The organism is Sphingobacterium sp. UBA7625, from assembly GCF_002484085.1.
Taxonomy (GTDB): domain Bacteria; phylum Bacteroidota; class Bacteroidia; order Sphingobacteriales; family Sphingobacteriaceae; genus Sphingobacterium; species Sphingobacterium athyrii.
Genome location: NZ_DLJD01000028.1, coordinates 197,095 through 219,331, shown reverse-complemented (window position 1 = coordinate 219,331; position 22,237 = coordinate 197,095). Strand labels below are relative to the sequence as shown.

Sequence of the window (22,237 nt, the reverse complement as noted above, 5' to 3'; positions counted from 1 at the left end):
GTTAATCATGTATCAGTTTTATTAGGTTTAAAATAAAAGCCTTTGCGATTTGATCGCAAGGCTTTCTATAAAAGTTGAGCCAACTTAAAAAACTATTTTGTTGACAATAAAAGCTATTGGTCTACAGATTTTAGCTGATCAGGATAGGGAACCTGTTGTCCAGTAGCCTTGTAAGTCGGCAGCTGTGCCTTCCATATCCGAAGTTGATCGGAAAGTAACTTGCTGAGTGCTTTTGTTTTCTCCTTCATTCGGGGAGCGAGGTTGTTGCGTTCACCGATATCCTCCTTCAGATTGTAGAGCTCTAATTTCCCCTGTTTCATATTATAAAGCAACTTGTAGTCGCCTTGGCGTAGCGCCGAAAAGAAATTGATACCCGGACCATCCGGAACAGTCCATTTATTGGGTATATTCCAGATAAGGGGACGGTTATTCCATCGGTCGTCATTCTTGCCTGCTAGCAGACTCGTCAGATCCTTGCCATCCGGCTCGCGCTGTACGAGTTGATAATCCTTTATTTTTGCCATATGGAGAATCGTTGGAAATAGGTCTTCTACCATAACGGGTGTAGGATTACTGCTCGGCTCATGCCTGCTGGCTTGTTTTATCAGCAGTGGAATACGTATGCCCCCTTCGTAAAGAGAACCTTTGCCCGCTTTGAGCGGCAGATTCTGTGTATGGACTTCTCCCGAACGCTGGGGGCTGAGACTGAGCCCGCCATTATCGCTCAAAAAGATAATAACCGTATTGTCGTAAATGCCTTTGTCTTTTAGAAACTGGACAATATCGCCCATACTTTTGTCATAGCCTTCCACCAAAGAGGCATAAGCTGCTTCAGTAGAGTCCAGACCCCGGTCGAGGTAGCGCTGTACAAAACGCGGATCGGGCTGAATTGGGACATGAACAGCATAATTGGAAAAATGGAGGAAAAAGGGTTCCTTGCGACGAATAGGTTCCTCAAGTGCTTTCAGTGCTTCCTGCGTCAGTGCCTCCGTCAGAAAAGTGGATGACCCATGGTATTCCATCAGGTCCGGTACAGCCTGATAACTGGTTTTGCTCGGAAGGTTGCCATAGTTCTGTTCGCCATAGTAATTTTGTGGATGTCCCGCCGAATGGCCGGCCACATTGACCATAAAACCCAAATTAAGCGGACTGGCGCCAGGTGTGCCGGCGGATCCCCAATGGGCCTTACCGATATGGACGGTGTAGTAACCGTTAGACTTAAGGATGCTGGGAAATGGTGTCGCATATATGGTATGAGGAATATTTGGTACCGGACTCAATCCATTGATGTTCCAGTCAGGTGGATTAAGGATCTCATCGTTGCTGTCGGTAGCTGTATTGGCTTTCGGATGTGTCCAATTGGTTACCCGGTGATGTGCTGCATTTAACCCTGTGAGAAAGCTCACCCGCGAGGGCGTGCATACCGGCGTAGCATAAGCATTGGTAAACTTGACGGCATCTTTGGCCAACGATTCGATGTGTGGTGTATGAAACTTCTCGTTAATAGCTGTTTTGGTGGAATAGAATTGTTCGGACATGTCCTGCCAGCCCAGGTCATCCACAAAAAATACCACAATATTGGGGCGTTCATTCGTATTGAGATCCTGTGACTGATTGGCCGACTGTGCCAGGCATCTTAGTCCCACACTGCTAAATAACAGCAATAAAATCAGGTTGCTGTTGTTTTTAAAGGATATCATAGCGAAAGATGAAATGGTTTGCCATCGATGGTGTTATTCGAAATTTCATCGTGAACGACGCGCTCGAAGAATAAAGGTTTTTTATTCCAGTGGAATGCCGGATACGCCCTGTTTGTTCTGATTCGATTGTTGCGAAAAACTAGACCATCCACGGATTTCGCATAGAGTATGGGTTTATCAAAGGTCTCAAAAAGATTATCTTCGATGACTATACCGCTATGAAAATACTTTTGTTGATTTTTGAGGTCAGGAATTTCAGGATAGACCGAGATAATCGCATTGGTAAACTGAAACATATTGGTCAGCGCATTGATAAATGTATTGTGCCGGATCACAATATCATGACAGCTGCCGGTCTCATACCAGCCGTTGGCATCGCCGCAGAGTAGGATTGCAGTGCCCGAGGTATGGTCAAAAAGATTCCCTTCGACCAGGGTTTTTCTCGGTGTACTGAACAAAGCACCGCGTGCACGATTGTGACGAATGGTATTGTCGCTGAAAACAACGCGAGGTGTCCAGGTGAGGTTTTCAATACCGATCGCTGTTTTCGCAGGATCTATTTCCGGATCGAGCGCCTGTTTGAACGTAATCTTAAATTCACGGACCGGATCATCCTCTTTGTTGCGCAATATCTGAATGGATTGAATCTGGTTTTTCTGGTTCCAAAGTTCCATCGTCCCTGATCGGATAAACTGCACCGTGTCTCCGGCATCACCCCAGTCAAATCCGTAGGATTGGTCATGCATATAACGGCCCACCAGTGTTTTATTGTCCAGTCTTGTCGTGATGTTGAGATAAGTGCCGTGGATGTTAATGGCATCGTCCATCATATTTTCGTATAGCCCATTTTTAGAGACAATAACACCTTTACAACCTGAAAAATGGGTCGCATCAGCTTGCGCTGTAAAATATCGGGGATCTTGATCACCGCGCAGTGCCACTTGAAATCCTTCGAGGCTGATGTTTTCGGTGAGCTGTGCCAATAAACCCATACCTTCGGCATAATGCACGCTAATATGTTCGAGTCGTATGTCTTTGCCTTTATGGACAAAAACACCTGGGCTGGGGCGATGTCCTGCACGCATGGCCACGACGGTGCCCGGAATAAGCTTTGGATTTTTCCATTGCTCGGCTTGGATAATACCCGGCGAAAGCTCGGTTACTCTTTTTGTTCCTACCCCAATATCACTGGTATTGTAAACGATGCGTTTGGTTTTTTCCTCAAAGGCGATTCCGGATGTTGGACGCATGGCCCAACCTTCGCCGGTATTGTAAAATACACTGTCTTTGATTGTGTAAGTCACCCAGGGAGCTGTCTTGTAAACGATCGTGCCATTGATCGTGTCATTCTTCAGGATCTGGACCTGACAGATCTGTGGGCGTTCAAAATCTATATGGATATTTTTAAGGGTCAGATTTTTATTTTCGATCAATGCAATCGGCAACATCCGGCCATGATAAATGAAATCTGAGCCCTGGCCATCGATCGTGAGGTTGCTGCATTGTTCGAATGCGATACCTATTGTTTTGGGATTGTCCTGATCGTGGTTGGAAATATAGTATGTTCGTGATAATGCGCCCTCGGGATAAAAGTCATAGCGTCCTTTTTTGAATTTTAAAACTAGAGACTGATTTCTATTGGCCTTTCTGAGAATTGTATGAAGGACTTTATTGATTGTAACAGCGCTATTGGTCCCGGTATTGGGAAGCACACCGTAATCGGAAAGATAAACGATTTTGGGGGCTTGTGAAGCAATGCTGTTCAGGTAAAAGCATGTTGCCAGTAAAGTAATCAGTGTCGATCGTACCCAGCACGTATGTAATTTCATATTGATTGATGGTTTATGCGCTATTGTAGCCAATTGGATGAATGCTTGCCGAATATAGGCATTATCCCTTAACATCCCAATTCTACTTCGGTCCGTAGCGATATTTTTACCCGAACGGAAGCAACACAGGTAACCATCATATGTCGTTGTTGATCGCGAAAAACAGGCTGTTTTGACGAGCTGTTAATAGTTGGATAAATGTTCGGTTTCTCTCTAAAATTTTATATTTTTGAGATCAGGCTAAATCTAAATTGTGAAGGGAACGGTATGTCTTTTATCATCATAGTGAACTTTCGCAAAAAAAGCGAGTTCATTGATTGGCCGCGTTCGATCTGCATAGACCGCCTGGAGGATCATGCTGATGGTAGTATTAAACAAGTAAAACAAACGGGCCTCCTGAAAGGACCTAAATAATGGATACGGAGGGAATAAATGTGGTCAAAAAAAATTATCTTTAAGGGCGAAACGGATGTTTGGCCCTTAAACCATTAATCACTTAATAATTCTAGAATGCTAAATAAGAATATCAATCTGAAACATAAAACCTTTCTACGGACAGTCTGTTGTTTTTCTTTTTTGTCTATCTTTTTGCTAAAAGGTTTTTCCCAGTCCCAAAAACAAAAAGATTTTGTGGATTATGTCAATCCATATATGGGTAATATCAGTCATTTACTGGTGCCAACTTACCCGACTGTCCATCTGCCTAACAGTATCTTGCGGGTCTATCCCGAAAGGGACGATTTTACCTCGGATCGTCTGTATGGCCTTCCACTTATTGTTACGAGCCATCGTGGATCGTCGGCTTTTAATCTGAGCCCAATGCTGCAGTTGCCCAAGGAGCTTAAACCTGTGCAGTTGTACAGTTATGATCAGGAGGAGATTAAGCCTTATCGTTATTCAGTTGTTTTAGATCAGGAAGATATTAAAGTAGATTATGCGCTGTCTCATCAGTCGGGCATGTACACGTTTGCTTTTCCGAGCACAGCGACAACATACCTGCAGTTCAATTCACGCGACGGGGAATTGAACTGGGATGGACAAGCTCTTTCAGGCAGTCAGGAAATTGGCAATGGCACACGTGTGTATATCTATGCCGTTCCTGATATTCAACCAACTGGAGTTAGTAAACTGCAGGGTCAGCAATTAGAAAAAGGTATGGACGCAAAGGGCAGAAATGCTTGTCTTGTCCTGCAATTTGACAAGGCAGGAGCGAATTTAAAAATCAAGTACGGCGTTTCCTTTATTGACGCAGTACAGGCTAAAGCAAATCTGAACCGTGAAATTGCTGATTTTGATCAAAAGAAACTAGCAGAAAATGGCCGTAAAATCTGGAATCAAGCACTCGGAAAGATTGCTGTGGAAGGCGACAGTGAATCGGACAAAAATGTCTTCTATACCTCTTTGTACCGCACTTATGAGCGGCCGGTCAACATTTCTGAAGGGGGGCGTTATTTTAGTGCATTTGACGGCAAAGTACATTCGGATGAAGGTAAACCTTTTTTTACAGATGACTGGATATGGGATTCTTATCGCGCCCATCACCCCCTACGCGTTCTTCTGGACCCAGCGTCAGAATCGAATATTCTCCATTCCTTTGTGCGGATGTCGGAGCAGATGGACAGGCCTTGGCTGCCGACTTTTCCAGAGATCACAGGAGATAGCCGCAGAATGAATTCCAACCATGGCGTAGCAACTTTACTGGATGCCTATCGGAAAGGGATTCGTGGTTTTGATATTCAGAAAGCATATCTGGCTGCAAAAGGAGCGATTACCGAAAAAACGTTGGCGCCATGGTCGGGCAAGCCTGCAGGAAAAATGGATGAATTTTTCAAAGAAAAGGGCTATATTCCGGCTTTGCACCCGGGCGAACAGGAAATTTACCCAGAAGTACATGGCTTTGAAAAACGTCAGCCTGTAGCGGTTACCCTCGGCACTTCTTATGACTTGTGGTGTCTCGCGCAACTGGCGAACGAATTGGGTATAAAAGCGGATTATGATCTGTTTATGAAGCAGTCTTTCAATTACCGAAATCTGTTTAATCAACAGACCAAATTTTTCCACCCCAAAGATGAAAAAGGTAATTTTATCATGCCTTTTGACTATGTCTTCGCCGGAGGACAAGGAGCCAGGGGGTATTATGGTGAAAATAATGCTTGGATCTACCGCTGGGATGTACAGCACAATATCCCGGATCTGATTAAATTAATGGGTGGCAATCAGCTGTTTGTCCAGTATCTGGATGAAATGTTCCAACAGCCGCTGGGACGGTCCAAATTTGATTTCTATGCACAACTACCGGATCATACGGGGAATGTCGGTCAGTTTTCGATGGCCAATGAGCCGGCCCTTCATATTCCATACCTCTATAATTATGCGGGACAACCCTGGATGACACAAAAGCGTATCCACAAACTAATTGGCGAGTGGTTTAGAAACGACCTGATGGGGGTACCGGGTGATGAGGATGGTGGTGGTATGTCTGCTTTTGTTGTTTTTTCACAGATAGGTTTTTATCCTGTTACACCCGGACTGGCGTCCTATAGCATTGGATCGCCATTTTTCAGGAAAACAACGTTAAGCCTGCCGAACGGAAAATCTTTTGTGATCATCGGAAAAAATGCGTCAGCAAAAAATAAGTATATCCAATCGGCTACGTTAAACGGAAAACCATTGAATAGTACACAGCTAAACCATGCGGATATCCTGAACGGTGGTACGCTCGAGTTTGTAATGGGCGACAAAGCGAACAGAAACTGGGCAAATTAATCCTGATCGAAAGAAATAGAGAAGGTATTACTATAATTTAAAAAACTGGTATAGACCGTTGGAAGTGCTTCCAACGGTTTTTTTATTTATCTATTATTGGTTTCGGAGACAGATCATAGGCTCTCTATTGTGACCATTGTTGACAAGTCGGTCCTACAATGATAAAGATTTGCGAAAGAATGCACTTAACAGAAACATAATACTAAACACACACTGCCCACATATTTCTTTAAGAATTTAGTACCGGAAGCATAATGTCCTGTAATTGGCCTGGAAATGCTTCCTTGCCATTGTGACCGATGAAAGGAATGTTCCTTTGCCGGTCATACAGAGAAAAAGAACTAGGATCGAAAATTTTGACCAGGGGTGAATTATACGAACTTATCAGACCGCGAATTATTGGAAAGCTGTTGTCAGGATGACGACTTGAAAGCTTATAATGAGCTTGTGGCCCGTTATTCCCCAAAATTGTATGCAACATGTCACTTGTATCTCAATGATGCCTTTCTTGCTGAAGAAATTGCACTAGATATCCTGTTCTGGCTCTGGAAAAAACGCCAGGAGTTTAGTATTCCTGATAATCTAAATAATTACCTCCATCGAGCGGCACACAATGCTGTGATTAGCCAATTGCGCAAACAGCGCCGCAATATTGTGGAAACAGTGGCGGATTATGCCGAAACTACCGCGGTGGAATACCGCATGGCCGATTATGCAGTGAGCTGTCAGGAGGAAGAAGAACAGTATCAGAAGCTTTTGTCTGGACTCAGTTCCCAGCGTAAAGAGGTTTTTGTACTCAGCCGTGAGCAGGGCTTCAGTTACAAGGAGATTGCACAGAAAACCAACCTATCTATCAACACCATCGAAAATTATATGGTCGCTGCACTAAAACATTTTCGTAAAGGAATCTTATCTCTTCTGCTACTGTTTTTAAATCTATTTTTTTAATTTTTATTTCTCAATATCAGTTAGTTGTGTTTTTTTTGATTGACCGTAGGTGGTACAGTCTCATTTCTGCGCCTTTATATGTGAAGAAGCAAAAAAATGGACGAACAAATAATCACAAATGAACTGTTAAAGCGATATCTACAGGGAAAATGCACTGTTGCAGAACAGCAGCTTATCGCAGATTTTCTGGACGATCCGAACAATTTGATCCTGCTACATCAGATCATGGCTGAACAGACAAACAGTCTTTGGGATTCTTCGGCAGATGTTCCACAGCATGATCGTGGGCAAATTACAGTTTGGCAGCGTCGTCTGCATGAAAGGATGGAAGAGGAGCAATTGATCCCATCGGATAAAACCAAGCCGAACTTACGTAAAAGAGGTATTATCCCAATCCGACAACGGATACAATGGTATGCTGCAGCTATCCTGTTATTTGTTGGACTGGGAGCGTTGCTCTGGTTGTGGATCCCTCAGGGAGCCAAACCGTCAGAGCAACTTGTTCATCAAAAGAACCGTATCACTCCCGGCAGTGACAGAGCTATCTTGAAACTGGCAGATGGATCGACGATCTCTTTATCAGATGCTGCCAAAGGAAGCATTGCAGATCAAGGTGGAGTGAAAGTACAAAAAACAGCCGAAGGTGAAATTGTTTATGCCGCTATAGATAAAAGAGCATCCACACAATCCTATAATAGCATCAACACGCCCAATGGCGGACAATATCGTGTCACACTGCCTGATGGAAGTAGGGCATGGCTCAATGCGGCATCTTCACTGACCTACCCGGTGGAATTTGGAAAAAAAGAACGTCGGGTAAAAATGACCGGCGAAGTCTACTTCGAAATAGCCAAAATCACTAACGAAAATAAGGAACGCGTACCATTTTTTGTCGAGACCGATAAACAGGTGATCCAGGTATTGGGAACCACCTTCAATGTCAACGCTTATGCCGATGAACCTTATGACTGTACAACGCTGTTGGAAGGGAGCATACGCCTCGTTGCCGCACATAGCGGGAAATCAGAATTGCTCAAACCCGGACAGCAGGCATTGGTCGGAAACAATATGCTGCTCTCGGAAGCAGATATACAACAAAACTTAGCCTGGATAAATGGGTATTTTATATTCCGTCGGGAAGACTTAGGCGGTATTCTGCGCAAGATCGCCCGATGGTACGATGTCACGGTGGAATGTCCTCCTGAATTAAGCACAATGAAATTTACGGGAAAGGTATCCCGAAGTCAATCGCTATCGGCGGTAACGGAAATGATCGCTTCCATTAATAAGGTGAAACTGGAGATCAAAGAAAGGAGGATTATCGTGAAGAAATAATTACCCATTACCATGACATTGGATAAAAAATAAGCGGCGATGCTACCAACATCACCGCCCGAAATAGCTAAAGTCATTAAAAAAGATGTGTCGTCAATTTTTAACATTTACTATAACTACAAGACAAAAGTATGAATTTTCATCAAGTCATGCGTGTTATGAAAATCACCATGGTATTATTAACCTGTGTACTAGCACATTTAAGTGCAGCTACATATGGTCAGCGCCTAACTATTAATAAGCAAAAGACCCTTTTGGCTGATCTGATGGAACAGATTAGCGTACAAACGGGGTATGATTTTTTTTATGACGCGGAGATCTTTGATCATGCACCGCGCATCACGATCAATGTGGTGAATGCACCCTTGGAACAGGTGCTGGAACGCTGTTTTGAAAAACTTCCTTTTGCCTATACGGTCAAAAATAGGATTGTAACCATTCGCCGTACAGGACCGGAAGATCCGGTGGACGAAAAAAAGCCTGTTCGTTTGTCCCAGACCACCACGGTCCGTGGCCGGGTACTGGACGGGAGTACAGGACAGCCACTGGTAGGGATTTCCATTAGTGTCAAGAATACCAAAAATTCAACCTCAACAGATGTAAATGGAAATTTTTCCATCGCGATCTCCGGTCAAAATGGGGTGCTTGTCTTTACCTCACTGGGCTACCAGCGGAAAGAACTTAGTGTCACTGCACAGCAAGCTGATATAACCATACGTTTGCAGTCCCTAACGACTGCATTGGAGGAAGTTGAAGTCACGGTACAGGCACGAAAACGCGCAAATACGGAGGCCTCTGTCCTCGAAGAACGCCGCAAAGCATCCATCGTACAGGATGCGATCTCGGCTCAATTGATCGAACGTACCGGTAGTATCACCACAACACAGGCCTTGCAACGTGTGACTGGGGTGACCATAACCGACGATAAATACGTGGCGGTACGTGGACTGGGCGACCGCTCGGTGATCGGACAGTTGAATGGCGTACGGTTGGCATCCTCGGATCCTGACCGCAGTGCTATCCCATTGGATCTTGTTCCGGCGTCTTTATTGGATAATATTACCGTCTATAAGACCGTCACACCGGATAAGCCTGCCGATGCGGCTTCGGGCATCGTCGAACTGAAGACCAAATCGGTGCCAGAAAAGATGACGTTTGAAGTGATCGCGCAGACAGGCTTCAATTCCAATATCGGAGTTGGCGGCAAGTATAACAGTTTCTGGAATAGCGATATGGGCGTATTAGGTACGGCAATCAATAAGAAAGATCTTTCCAAAGACTTTCTGAATCTATCCAAACAATACCCCAATGGCCTCAGTTCGATTCAGCAGCTGATTGCCTCGAGCAATTATAGTCCTGAAGTGCGCCAGGAGGTCAATCGCATCAATGGCATTATGCAGGGATTTGACCCCGTATTGACCTCACAGACCAAACGAGCACCACTCAATCAATTGTATTCCGCTACGTTCGGTAACAGTTACACCCTTTTTGATAAACATAAATTGGGCGTGATTCTCGGCGGAAACTATTACCGACGCACAAGCAATATCTACGACGGAGACCTGACACAATATAGCATTTACCAAGGTGTGGTCACAGGCAGCCCCTATATCTATAGCCAGCGCAAGATCCCTAATTTTACCACCACCAATAATATTGTGATGGGCAAGTATCAGACCTACAAGGAAAATACTGGCGTCGAGACGCTTAATTATGGACTATTGGGTGGTCTGACCTATCGCTTTAACCCTAGACATGAAGTGAGTTTTCAGTATCTGGGCAGTTGGGGCGGGGAGAATAAGGCAACGAACCTGCGTGGCGGATATTACTATGCGGGTTTACCGGGTGAAGTAAACAGTACCACCTACTCGCTAAAGCAAACCTTCCGCACGCTACATACCTTTAATCTACAAGGAGAACACAAATTTTTAACAAGTGCATATTCACCACGGTTGAGCTATAATATGGCGTCATCCAAATCCAACCAGAATGATCCGGATTACCGCTTTGTCAATATGGTGGATTACAAACCGCGCTATGGCGGTGCCATTGAGCGGCCAAGCATTGCCCATCTCCCGAATACGGGGAATGTAGACTATGTTTATACCGAACGCTATTATGCGTTAAGCTCGGGTTATGTCAATGGATTTGGTCCTTTCGGTATTCTTCAGGCTGATCCGAATGGACGGCGCTGGCGGAATCTGGACGAAACCAATTATAATTACAAAGCTGATCTGACGATTCCTTTTAAGTTATTGGGCCATAAACAGGAATTAAAAACAGGATTCAACTACCTGAACCGTGAGCGGAAATTTGGGGAAAACGTACTGTTTCTGCCGGGATCTAATTTTACAAGTTATGGTGCTTATGGTCCTGGTAAATTTTCCTCAATTCCACTGTATGATGTGGAAGGTAATCTGGATCGCCTGGTCAGCAATGAGGTGGTCGGTGTGCGCGTACCCACAGGCGGGGTAGGTGAAGGTGACTTTCCCGTGGGGGGCTTCTTGTACAACATCCAGAAATCACCTAACAATTACACCGGATTTTATGAAACCAATGCGTTCTATGGAATGCTGGACCTGAAACTGACGGATGAACTTCGGGTCGCCGGTGGATTGCGGTTTGAAAATACCAATATCCAGTCCGCGGTGGATACGGCGAATGTATATCTGGATCCATCCCTGACAGCAGCCAACGCAAACGGGACCGTAAACCTGAATCCACAGAATCCAAATTCGGCCTATAAGCAGGGCTACAAACCGTATTATTCAGTCAATGCAACGTATACCCTCAACGATAACATGAACTTTAGGGTTGCATTCAATACCACACTGGCGCGACCTGAACTACGGGAAATTACTAATGTTTACGAATTTGACGCTTTCCAGATGGGCTTGGTCGTCGGAAACAGAAACTTAAAAAACCAGTCGACCAAAAACCTGGATTTTCGCTGGGAATGGTTTCCCAATAGCGGTGAAGTCATTGCTGTTTCGGCCTTTGGGAAAGAAATCAATGATCAGTTGGTGAAGGTGTTCAGCCTACAGACACAGGGACTTGCCGCTACTTTTCCGGAATTTCCGATCATTCAATTTCAGAACGACCCTAACCGGGGCCGGGTCTATGGAATTGAACTGGAACTGGTGAAAAACTTAGGCTCATTCTGGCAACCCGCACAGGATTTCTTCTTGGGGTCGAACCTGTTGCTTGCACAGAGCAATATTAAGAAAACACCGGAACGGCTTGCTGCCAACTGGTCTATCGACCGGAATGCACCGACCAATAGCCCGCTCTTTGAACAGGCTCCCTATAGTATCAATGCCTGGCTGAATTATAACAATAAAAAATGGGGCACGGATATCACAGCGACATACAATACGGTAGGCGAGAGGCTGGTACAGATCAATCTTACCGGAGAGCCGGATCTCTATACGCGGCCATTTTCCATGATGGACCTGGTATTCAGTCAAAAGTTGAATAAGAGGTTGCTCGTTAAAGGTTACGCAAAGAATATCCTGAATCCGGCCATCAAAACGGTTTATGCCAATCCAAATACAGGTGGCAAATGGTATGGACGCGAATACCTCAACCGGAGCTACAAACGCGGTACAGAAATTATGGTTGGATTTACCTATAACATTTTATAAGTATGAAACAGCAAAAAAAAGGAAATAATGGACAGCGCTTGAATGCGATGGGATGGCTATCCCTGCTACAGGTCATACTGCTATTGGTCAGTATTTTTGTCCTCTCCTGTAAACGGGAAAACTTAGATTACACTTTTGACTATAGACCTAATCCAGATGCTGAAAAAGCCTCAAATATACGCTTGGTCAATTTATCCGAGAATGCACAGCTGATTGCTAATGGCGACAGTCTGACAAATTTCTTTGTGCCCCCACAGCGTTCGGGCTATATTCCACCCGAAGAGCTGACGCCACCGGGAACACGTTATTTTCCGAAAGATGGACGCTTGGGGCAGAGCTGGACCGTGCCGCAGGATCTCTTTCAGACCGATGGCACAGTACGTCTTAGGACAACCTTTGTGCCGATACCAAATAAGACCATTGCTTCTCATGATGTCGAATTTACAGTCCACGATTCTTACAACGCTCCGAAGGACTATTACCTGCTGATCAATCACGAAAGCAGGGTGCAGAAACCGGATAGGCTGGTGGAGGTACCACGCAGTGTGACAGCTCCGGCACGTCCGGATCATTTTAAAATTCGGATCATTAATTTCGCCAAGAAGCTGATGCCAACAAGCGCTATGGAAGATATTACGGGACCTATTACATTGGCTTATGCTGATGGAACCCCCGTTGGTAATAGCACAACAAAGATTGCCAGTGATACTTGGTCGGATTATGTGGAACTACCCTATGGTACCTATCAGTTTAAACTGTTGACGGATGACGGCCGGCAGATTCCGGCTGTGGGGCATACTTATTACAATACTATTGACCGCTTCAACTCAACCATGGAGATGGGCGGCGGTGCCATTAGCCGAATGTCTTCTGGCCAGACCTATGCACCGGTTCAGACCTTCCAACCCGGCGGTATCTATACTATTGTCGTCCATCCCAAAGAATTTACCTGGACCACGGGTACTGACGATATCCGCGAACTGCAAAATGGTTTCCAGATTATAGCCGATATCAGCGAACCCCTGAATCGGACCTATGCGCAGATACAGCTTGCCAATGCCATTACAGGACAAGACCTGGTGTTGCAGACTAAGGGCCAGGTTACAGCCGCCACAGGATATGGTAAGGCATCGAACTATCTACGGGTGGTCGGCGGTCAGCAGCATATTGTTATTGAAACAGCTTCAGGACAAGCTTTGGCCGCCATCGATACTGAACTACAGCCCGGACAAAATTACACGGCCTGGCTTTACATGGATCAGGACAAAAAAGCGAAGGCCTTAGTAGCAGCCAATAACTTGGCAGGGACGGTCTATACAGGGAAAGAAGGGGCAGGTAATAATGCAACAATAGACCGGGTCCGGTCCAGCTATATGTTTAATTTCCGTTTCCTGAATTTCTGTGCAGCTTTGCCATATGCCACATTCACCAACGGTGAGGGCCGTCCTTTTGGGACAGGGTCAATGGATAGTGGTGTAAATATGGCTCCTGGAGTTTTAAATATCCTGCAACCTTACACTTCACTGCTCTATAGTGCCTCCAATGATGTCGGTGGCCCTTATCAGCTTATGGCTTACAGTTCGCTACCAACACGTATCCCCGGCGATTGGCTGGAACAGGTCAAACCTCTGTCCAGTATGCAACTTGTAGCAAACCCAAAACTTTATACTGCTGTCGGGCGTAAAGTTCCACTGCATGAACCCGGGGTATACTCCATTGCGGTGATAGGTGATCTGAAAAGCACCTCCGAAACCGGCAATGCGAAATTTATGGTAGTAAAACATACGAAATAATCATTTTTATGAAACACAAGATTTTAAATTGTCCCATTTTTGCAGTTATCGCGTTATCGTTTGTTTTTTGCGTAGCTAGCTGTACAAAAACCGAATATCGTACTGTCGAAGATCCTGCCTATATCCGGGTATTTAATAATTTGACATATACGCTCACCTTGGATAATAAAGAAGAAGCGCAGCCCTTTTTTTGCATGTTTATTGATCCAGAGTTTGATGCATCGGGCAAACCTATTGGCGGATTGGCGATAGGTGATTTTTTGGATAAACGGAATATTTATGCAGCCCCTAATGCCGCACATGCCGGATTGAGTACTTCTAAATACAACCCCGAATACCCGGGTAAAGAACTGGTACCCACAGCACCTATATTGAATGGTTTTGATTTAACAAATTGGGCACAGGTCTCTGCGGGAAAACGTCGTTTTTTATTTATGGCACGCCCTATCAGCACTGTGCCTTTCGCGCAATTGCCCGATGAGCAGCAGCGCAAAGTATTTCTGGATACAATTATTGATCTGTCCTCCCGTGAAGTGTATACTTTACATATACTGCAGAAAGACTTTAAGACGAAGGAAAACGGACTCTATGTACGTCAGGAGACTTTCCATAAACAGAGCTTTTCGGATACCCTGACTTATGTCAATTTTTATAACCTGAGTGCCAAAGGTTTTCTACAGGCGGACCTTTCACAGAAATTGCCCGTACCGGGGACAACAAGGTCCTTGCGTTATGGTATACGTGATACGATGAATATTTTTATCACGCATATTCAGCCAAGTGTGAACGCTGCCGGAGCGACCGTGCAGCAACGTATTCCAAATTTTAGTTATCAATACGCTGGTCAGATATTGCGTAACATTGGTGCCCCTAAAGTGACGCCTTATTATGGTTTCCCGATCTTCTTGCAGGATAAAAATAAGATTTATTCCAATACCTGGCAATATATCCAGTTGTTTGCGCCTTCCATTGATCCGCGTACCGCAGGATCCTATCTCGAACCGCCATCGGTCCCGGGAGGGCTTACGGAACCTGCTGTTAAAGACGGTACTTTCGGCTATATCCTGATGGATCATGCACAATATTCGCCCAGTTATTATCTAAATACTTTTTTTCCCGGTCTAACAGTCAATGTTCATTCTGGAACAGCTAATCCACGAACTTTCGGTGTAGTCAATAGTATTGAAATCGTCAATGGAAATGCCTTTCTGACCACGGTACAACGTAAATATCCGCAACCTATTTATTAATTATGAGACCTGATATTTTAGCTATAAATCAGCAAACAGTGGGCAGACAGACCGGCGGCATGCGATCGGGCAGTATGAAAATACTATTTTGGCTTGCTTTACTTTTAAACACATTCTTTTTCCATGCATGCAAGAATAAAGATCTTGATCTGTATGTCGAAAGTGACAAATACAGCAATGCAGCGGATTTTATTGGTAACAACTATAATCTGACCTTATTTTATGCTGCATTGAAGCAGGCTGATTTGTTGGATCTGCTCAAAGAGCCTGGGCCTTATACACTGTTCGCGCCAACGAATAAAGCTTTCAATGATCTCGGTATTGTCCGTGCCAGTGATTTCGCGAGCATGAAGCAAGATAGCCTGCGGCAGCTATTGCTTTATCATATTTTGCCGCGCAGGTTGTATACCAGTGATGTACCACCAAATACCATCGACAACAAATATGTTAACATGATGGCAAAAGAACTGTTTATCGGTTATAAAAACCAAAAAGTCTGTGCGGAATGTACGCTAATTTCGGACTTCTATGTTAATGGCTCAAAATCTGTCTTAGCGACGCAGAATATTGTATTGGCGAATGGTGTATTGCATGTCGTTGACAAAGTGCTTAAGTATAATCCAACCATACAAGATGTATTAAATTCCAAACCAGAGTATAGCTTATTTATTGCATTGCTCAAACGTACGGGAGATTGGGAGCGCCTGGGAGCGCCTGCCAATACAACTGTTTTTGCTCCCGATAACGAAGCCTTCGAAAAGGCTGGAATAACAGCCAATGACATCGCTCAGTTGGATCCTGGCAAATATGGCAAACGATTGTCGCGTGTTTATCTGCTGTACAACCACTTCTTTCTTTCCGATATGGCAATCTATGGACAGTTACCGGGCTCAGGCTATTACGGAAGTCCTTATTATCGTGCGCGCATCGTGGGTGATGAATTATATTATTTTGGTATTTCCGCCAATACGCCAATGGAACCCTTTATTATTCACAGCCAAGCTCCTGAAGCCAATACGCCACTACGGATCAGTAACTTTCAACCTGGTTATCAAACGGATTATAAAGCGGACAATGGCGTTGTACATGGAATAAACAGCCTTTTGGTATTGCCCGAAGAAGCATTGATTAAGGAATCAACTAAGACAAATCAACGATGAAAAGTAGTTTAAATCAATATATTACGCTTGCAATATTCGCTGTCGTTCTCTTATTTTCCGGCTGTAAAAAGACGGAGTTTATGCCTGACGCAGTGGGAGAAGAGATCCTGGTGCCAACCTATCCTTCGCTGCTAGAAGGACTGCCGGAGAATACCAGTTTGTTTAAAGCAATGTGGCAAAAGGCCGACATGGATAAAGTACTGGCCACCGAACAGGCGCAGGCCAAATTAACCTTTTTGGTTTCGAACAATAGTGCAATGGAAACCGCTGGATATACGGCCGTAAAAATACAGCAGCTAACAAAAGACTCCTTGCAGACTGTATTGCGCTATCATGTACTCAACGGTGCAATCAGTTCTGATCAACTGGCTATGATAGGGCGGGATCTGACTTATTTTACACTATTGAAGCATCCTAAATTTTTGGATGGTGAACCCCGGGATGGTACATTGGTGCGGACGGTACCTTATTTCTATCGGCAGCAACTGAGTATGGACGGAGGAAACTTCATTATCGATGGAAAGAAATTAAAGATTGGGCAGGAACTTGCCGTTGCGCAGGGACATGTTTTTATTATTGAGCAGGTTCTTAAAGCTCCCCAGCAGCAGATGTACGATTTTTTGGTAAAGGACGGCCGTTTTTCCTTGTATTTAAAGTCCATGGAACTTAGCAATACAGAATATGCCAATGATTTTACGATGAATATGTATCCGGGTTTTGGTTTACCGGTTCGTTTTATGCTCGATTGGAACTATTATTTTGAGGGTACTTTTCACTACAGTAGTGAACGGCCTAGACATGTAATCCATTGCACACTGTTTGCGCCGACCGATGCAGCTTTCAACCGGATGGGCATTTATACGGAGGCTGATCTACGGGCATTGAATGGACGGATCGAAACCCCATGGTACTATGAAACAAACCAATTAACTCCGGTGGATAGCCTGCTCAAGTACCAGTATATAGGAGGTGCGAGACTGGAGACAGGTTACAATGAAGATTATTCCATGGTTACGGTCGATGTGCAAATGGACCGTTTTTTAAATAATGCAACTATTTTTTCGCAAATGTTGGACAACAACAGGTTGACTGAATTCAAGAATATCTACCATCGTTTTTACCACGAAGGCAATCGCATCCAGGTTGGTCATGTGAAAAGCAAAGAACAGCCTTCGGACATTATTGAGGAAAATATCAACACCATCCAGGGGCCAGTCCATGTTGTTGATCGGATCATTGTGCCGGATGATTTCAGCATGTGGCACAAGACAAAATAGTACAAAAAGCGTAAACGATTAGACAAAAAGACATGAAATCAATCAACTATCTATACGCCATCTTGGTGATATTATCCCTGGTGAACTGTTCTAAGGATGCCATAAATCCAAATGATGGTGTCGAAAAAAATACCTTAAATGATGTGGTTCGGGACAATTTTGGATTAACCTATCTTGCTACTGCACTTCATAAAAGTGGGCTGAATAACATATTGATGCAGGATGGTTCGTATACATTATTGGCCCCATCGGACGATGCTTACAAAGCTGCTGGTTATCAAAATCCAGCGGCTGTATATGCCGAACCAGCGGGCAAGCTCGCCGAGCAAGGAAATTATCATATCTTGAAAGCCCCGGTAGTGTTTACTGGAAAGGCCTTAAAAATGAACCAGGAGGAGGAAACTTTATTGGGTACCAAAGTGTATTGGAGCCGCGTGAAGCGCGGAAAAGATACACTGACGACTATCAATGGTGGGCGGCTGCTGCAGGCTGATACCAAAGCTTCTAATGGTGTGATGCAGGTGCTTGACCGTCTATTGGTTCCCAATGTTCACGGCAATCTCAAACAGGCGCTAGCCGCGAATGTGGATCTCAGTCTGTTTTATCAGGCTTTAAAGGTTTCCGAGCTGCTGGAATCATTGGCAGGTACAGCGAATTATACAGTATTTGCACTCAATAATACAGCGATAAAACAAATGGGCTATCCCGATCTGGAAGCGATCGAAAAGGCTGACCCCGTAGAGTTGAAAAAACTACTGAGCTACCATATCGCCAAAGAGCGAAAGTTTGCACAGGATTATTTTTTGCTGACACCTGATGGAACAACGAGTTATACCGAAACGATGCTGAATGAAAAGACCGTGACCATCAACTTGCTTGGTCAATACAATGTACCCAATAGTTTTACGGGGATAACTATTAAAGGCATCGGCAATTCCTGGGCACTAACACCGCTACGTATGGATGTACTTGCGGGAAATGGAGTCATCCATGTAATGGGACATACACTCCAACAATAAGGTGAAAGACTGGGTGTTATTCACGCAGATTTATAAAAAATGTTTACATGAGAACAATCAATAATACAATATATCGTTGGCTAGGGATGCTTATTGCCATATCCCTGCTGCAATTACAGCCAACAGGGATTTTGGCCCAGGAGACTTCGGGGGCTCTGACGGGGCGTGTACTGGACGGTACAAAAACACTGATAGCGGGAGCTTCCATCGAGGCTGTTCACACGCCTTCGGGTACAAAATATACACTTTCAGCAGATAAGGACGGACGTTTTACGATCAATAATATGCGGATCGGCGGACCTTATCGCGTTACGGTTACAGCTGTAGGGCTGCAACCCGATATACGGGAAGATATTTATATCCGTTTGGGGGGAGCCCAGGAGGTTGAGCTGCTGCTGACCGCAGCCAACCAACGGATAGAGGAGGTGGTCGTCAGCGCCCGGACAAGGGGGCAGCGAGCTGATACCTTCGGTGCCGGTAAAAATATCTCGGGTGACCAGATCCGCAATATGCCGACAGTATCGCGTTCAATTACCGACGTTACACGCTTGACACCTCAGGGAAGCCGCGACAATAGCTTTGGCGGAACCAATTTCCGTTACAATAATGTCACCGTGGATGGTGCAATCAACAACGATGCAATCGGTTTTTCGCCTTCTTTGGGTGGGCAGACCGGTACCTCGGGCATGGCGGGGAGCTCGACCCGAACCAATCCGATTTCTATCGATGCGATTCAGGATGTGCAGGTTTATCTTGCACCCTATGATGTCAAGATCGGGAACTTTACCGGCGGTTCGGTGAATGCTGTGACCCGATCGGGAACAAATAAAATCGAAGGCTCCGTCTATGGTTTTGGCCGCAATGCGTCGTTGACCGGAAAAGATAGGGTCGGTACATTGGGAAAAATGAACAGTGACTTCTACGACTATCAGTCTGGTTTCCGTATCGGTTTCCCGATTATTAAAAATAAACTGTTCTTCTTCAGCAATGAAGAAATCGCGCGCCGGCAGGATCCGACACAGCTAATTGTCAGCACAGCTGAAACGGCTCAGATACTGAGTGTGACGGATGCAGAAAAAATAGCAAATACCGTCAAAGAACGCTATGGTAACTTATTTGACGCCGGGACTGCTGGTTTGTATATCAATTGGAGCAAATCGGTGAAGTTCTTTAACCGTATAGATTGGAATATCAATGCCAAGCATCAGCTGGCGGTCCGGAACAATACCATCCGCAGTTCGGCGACGCATATGGACCGCGACCAACAGGACTTTCGCTTTTCGAGCATGGCCTTCAAACAGACCAATAACCAGAGCAGTACGGTAGCTGAATTGAAGAGCCGGTTTTCAAACAATCTATCCGCAAATGCGGTGATCGGTTATACCATTGTAAATGACAGCCGCGATCCACTTTCAGACCCCACGCTGCCGCAGGTGCAGATTCAGGGGCATACCCCCGGAACGACGATCTACATCGGTACGGACCGCGAAGCAAGTATTTTTGATATGCAGCAGCGTACCTGGGAGTTTACGGCCAATTTAACCTGGAACACAGGAAGACATAAACTGCTGTTCGGTACCCACAACGAGTTGTATAAAATTCGTTACGGCTTTGTCAATAGCTGGAACGGGCGTGTTGATTACAACAGTATCGAAGATTTTGTTAATAACAATCCATATCGTGTGCGCGGTAGCTACAATTATTACAACAATACCCGCGATTATATCCTAGCAAATCCAGCGGCAGATTTTGCTGTGAATATGTACAGTGTGTATGTACAGGACGAGATCAGAATACACGATCGACTGCGGATTACACCTGGGCTACGGGCAGATTTGGCAAGCCTTCCGGAAATGCCCGGACTGAGCGATAAAGTAAAGAGTATTCTCTCAGATCCTAATTTTGGTACGACCTATCTGTATACCCCATTAAGTCGTCTGCGCAATGATTTTATGAATAGGGTACAATTATCGCCACGAGTAGGCTTCCGTTGGGAAGTAACGGAAGATCGCAAACTTGTATTGCGAGGCGGTGCAGGATTGTTTACGGGACGTATTCCTTTTGCGTGGTTGGCTTACGCCTATTACAATACCGGAAATAGTTACGGTGCTTTCGACCAGCGGGCAGATCAAAAACCTTTTGCTCCGGGCAGTGATGCAATACGTCCGAGTGAAAATGGCCTGGCAGATTTTATTGCTCAGAATGGTGCTGTCGTCAATGATCCGAATAGCGGAAAAACGCAGGTCGATCTCGTTGACAATGGATTCACGCTACCACAGGTATTCCGTGCAAGTTTAGGAATGGATTATGAGGTGTCCGGTGACTGGAAGTTTACGCTCGAAGGGATCTATACCAAGAATATCAGTGATGTGTTATTCCAGCAGCTCAACACCTCCGATAATCCACATTGGTATGGTTATGATCGTACGCATCAACAGCCCGTATACAGTGGTACAGTAGATACCCGTTTTTCGAATATTTACTTGCTGAGCAATACCAATCAAGGGTATAAATACAGTGTGACAGGGACGGTGGCGAAGAAATACAAAACTTTAAATGCAACTGCGAGCTACACCTACGGCATGTCAAAAGATCTATCCAATGGGGTGCGGAACTCCATGGAGTCGAATTGGCAGCTTAACCAGTCCCTGATTCCCAATAATCCAAACCTGGCCCATAGCAATTTTGATATCCGGCATCGGATTGTAGCGAGTATCGGTTATGATAAACTATGGCATCGTGCCGGACGGACAAATGTCACACTGTTCTTTTCCGCGCAGTCCGGTTCGCCATTTACTTATGGTATTGTAAACAATAGCATACAGGGATTACCACAGCAGGTATCGCTGGTCTATATACCGACAGCGTCGGAAGCGATTCAATATTTTAAAGACATTGCCGGTGGGCAGACAGCTGCACAACAAGCTGCCGCTTTTAATGCTTTTATTGATGCAAATGAATATTTAAGCGGGCGAAGGGGCGATTTTACCGAACGTAACAAAGCACGTACGCCCTGGAATGTACAGGCCGATCTGCGGCTTGCACATGAACTACCGGTCAATGGAAAGGGACATATCCTGACACTTTCGGCTGATGTGATGAATCTGACCAACTTACTTTACAGGAAATGGGGGGTACAGTACTTTTCACCGAATACATTCAATTCCACCAGTTCGGTGGGACTGACGCCGACGCTGTTTCCACCGCAGCAGAATGAGGGAAATTGGCCTGTATTCGAGTTTCGCAATCCCGGGACACCTTATAGTATTGATTATTTTAATTCAAGAGCTCAGGTACAGCTCGGCCTGCGCTATTCATTTTAGATCCTGATACAGGATGAGGCATCTGGGGCTTTCTTGCTCCAGGTGTCCATCTTACTTAAATAGACAGAAAATTTGGCTACCGGAATAGACAAAAAACAGCATAAGCTGCTGATGGAGTGTATAGATCGACTACTTGAAAGTGAGGCTGATCCACAGGAATGGCTCAAACGCAAAGCGGAAACTGGAAGATGCA

General features: G+C 44.9%; 12 protein-coding genes. 10 read left to right on the top strand and 2 right to left on the bottom strand.

Annotated features, from left to right (window positions below):
- Positions 1–113: 113 nt before the first annotated feature.
- Positions 114–1,700 (bottom strand): sulfatase, encoded by a 1,587-nt coding sequence (locus B4G94_RS12605; protein WP_286859241.1) that lies wholly within the window; start codon positions 1,698–1,700, stop codon positions 114–116.
- Positions 1,697–3,529, bottom strand: coding sequence for an alpha-1,3-galactosidase-related protein (locus B4G94_RS12600; protein WP_286859238.1), 1,833 nt, complete (start codon positions 3,527–3,529; stop codon positions 1,697–1,699). The genes B4G94_RS12605 and B4G94_RS12600 overlap by 4 nt, the downstream gene beginning before the upstream one ends.
- Before the next feature lie 510 nt (positions 3,530–4,039).
- Between B4G94_RS12600 and B4G94_RS12595 the strand changes: the two genes are divergently transcribed.
- From B4G94_RS12595 to B4G94_RS12550, 10 genes are all read left to right on the top strand, one after another.
- The gene (locus tag B4G94_RS12595; RefSeq protein ID WP_286859236.1) at positions 4,040–6,295 is read left to right on the top strand and encodes a GH92 family glycosyl hydrolase; all 2,256 of its coding nucleotides are present in this window, start codon (positions 4,040–4,042) and stop codon (positions 6,293–6,295) included.
- A 366-nt stretch (positions 6,296–6,661) separates the two neighbouring features.
- Positions 6,662–7,243 (top strand): sigma-70 family RNA polymerase sigma factor, encoded by a 582-nt coding sequence (locus B4G94_RS12590; RefSeq protein ID WP_165308498.1) that lies wholly within the window; start codon positions 6,662–6,664, stop codon positions 7,241–7,243.
- A gap of 96 nt (positions 7,244–7,339) precedes the next feature.
- On the top strand, positions 7,340–8,578 hold the full coding sequence (locus tag B4G94_RS12585; RefSeq protein WP_286859232.1) for a FecR family protein: 1,239 nt from the start codon (positions 7,340–7,342) through the stop codon (positions 8,576–8,578).
- Between the two features lie 131 nt (positions 8,579–8,709).
- Positions 8,710–12,222 carry a TonB-dependent receptor gene (locus tag B4G94_RS12580; RefSeq protein WP_286859229.1) on the top strand — a complete coding sequence of 1,171 codons (3,513 nt, stop codon included), beginning with the start codon at positions 8,710–8,712 and terminating at the stop codon, positions 12,220–12,222.
- A gap of 2 nt (positions 12,223–12,224) precedes the next feature.
- Entirely contained in the window at positions 12,225–14,015 is a 1,791-nt protein-coding gene (locus tag B4G94_RS12575) for a hypothetical protein (RefSeq protein ID WP_286859228.1), read from the top strand.
- Positions 14,016–14,023: 8 nt separating this feature from the next.
- On the top strand, positions 14,024–15,265 hold the full coding sequence (locus B4G94_RS12570; RefSeq protein WP_286859226.1) for a hypothetical protein: 1,242 nt from the start codon (positions 14,024–14,026) through the stop codon (positions 15,263–15,265).
- A gap of 2 nt (positions 15,266–15,267) precedes the next feature.
- The gene (locus B4G94_RS12565; RefSeq protein WP_286859223.1) at positions 15,268–16,425 is read left to right on the top strand and encodes a fasciclin domain-containing protein; all 1,158 of its coding nucleotides are present in this window, start codon (positions 15,268–15,270) and stop codon (positions 16,423–16,425) included.
- Positions 16,422–17,702, top strand: coding sequence for a fasciclin domain-containing protein (locus tag B4G94_RS12560; RefSeq protein WP_286859222.1), 1,281 nt, complete (start codon positions 16,422–16,424; stop codon positions 17,700–17,702). Before B4G94_RS12565 ends, B4G94_RS12560 begins: the two co-directional genes overlap by 4 nt.
- A gap of 32 nt (positions 17,703–17,734) precedes the next feature.
- Entirely contained in the window at positions 17,735–18,721 is a 987-nt protein-coding gene (locus B4G94_RS12555; protein ID WP_286859220.1) for a fasciclin domain-containing protein, read from the top strand.
- 47 nt (positions 18,722–18,768) lie between these two features.
- Entirely contained in the window at positions 18,769–22,044 is a 3,276-nt protein-coding gene (locus B4G94_RS12550; protein ID WP_286859218.1) for a TonB-dependent receptor, read from the top strand.
- Positions 22,045–22,237 lie beyond the last annotated feature (193 nt).

What these genes read in the sequence shown, in the direction of transcription:
- B4G94_RS12585 (WP_286859232.1), top strand. Translation starts at nt 7,340, where the DNA reads ATGGACGAACAAATAATCACAAATGAACTGTTAAAGCGATATCTACAG.
- B4G94_RS12605 (WP_286859241.1), bottom strand. Translation starts at nt 1,700, where the DNA reads ATGATATCCTTTAAAAACAACAGCAACCTGATTTTATTGCTGTTATTT.
- B4G94_RS12550 (WP_286859218.1), top strand. Translation starts at nt 18,769, where the DNA reads ATGAGAACAATCAATAATACAATATATCGTTGGCTAGGGATGCTTATT.
- B4G94_RS12565 (WP_286859223.1), top strand. Translation starts at nt 15,268, where the DNA reads ATGAGACCTGATATTTTAGCTATAAATCAGCAAACAGTGGGCAGACAG.
- B4G94_RS12575 (WP_286859228.1), top strand. Translation starts at nt 12,225, where the DNA reads ATGAAACAGCAAAAAAAAGGAAATAATGGACAGCGCTTGAATGCGATG.
- B4G94_RS12580 (WP_286859229.1), top strand. Translation starts at nt 8,710, where the DNA reads ATGAATTTTCATCAAGTCATGCGTGTTATGAAAATCACCATGGTATTA.
- B4G94_RS12560 (WP_286859222.1), top strand. Translation starts at nt 16,422, where the DNA reads ATGAAAAGTAGTTTAAATCAATATATTACGCTTGCAATATTCGCTGTC.
- B4G94_RS12600 (WP_286859238.1), bottom strand. Translation starts at nt 3,529, where the DNA reads ATGAAATTACATACGTGCTGGGTACGATCGACACTGATTACTTTACTG.
- B4G94_RS12570 (WP_286859226.1), top strand. Translation starts at nt 14,024, where the DNA reads ATGAAACACAAGATTTTAAATTGTCCCATTTTTGCAGTTATCGCGTTA.
- B4G94_RS12595 (WP_286859236.1), top strand. Translation starts at nt 4,040, where the DNA reads ATGCTAAATAAGAATATCAATCTGAAACATAAAACCTTTCTACGGACA.
- B4G94_RS12555 (WP_286859220.1), top strand. Translation starts at nt 17,735, where the DNA reads ATGAAATCAATCAACTATCTATACGCCATCTTGGTGATATTATCCCTG.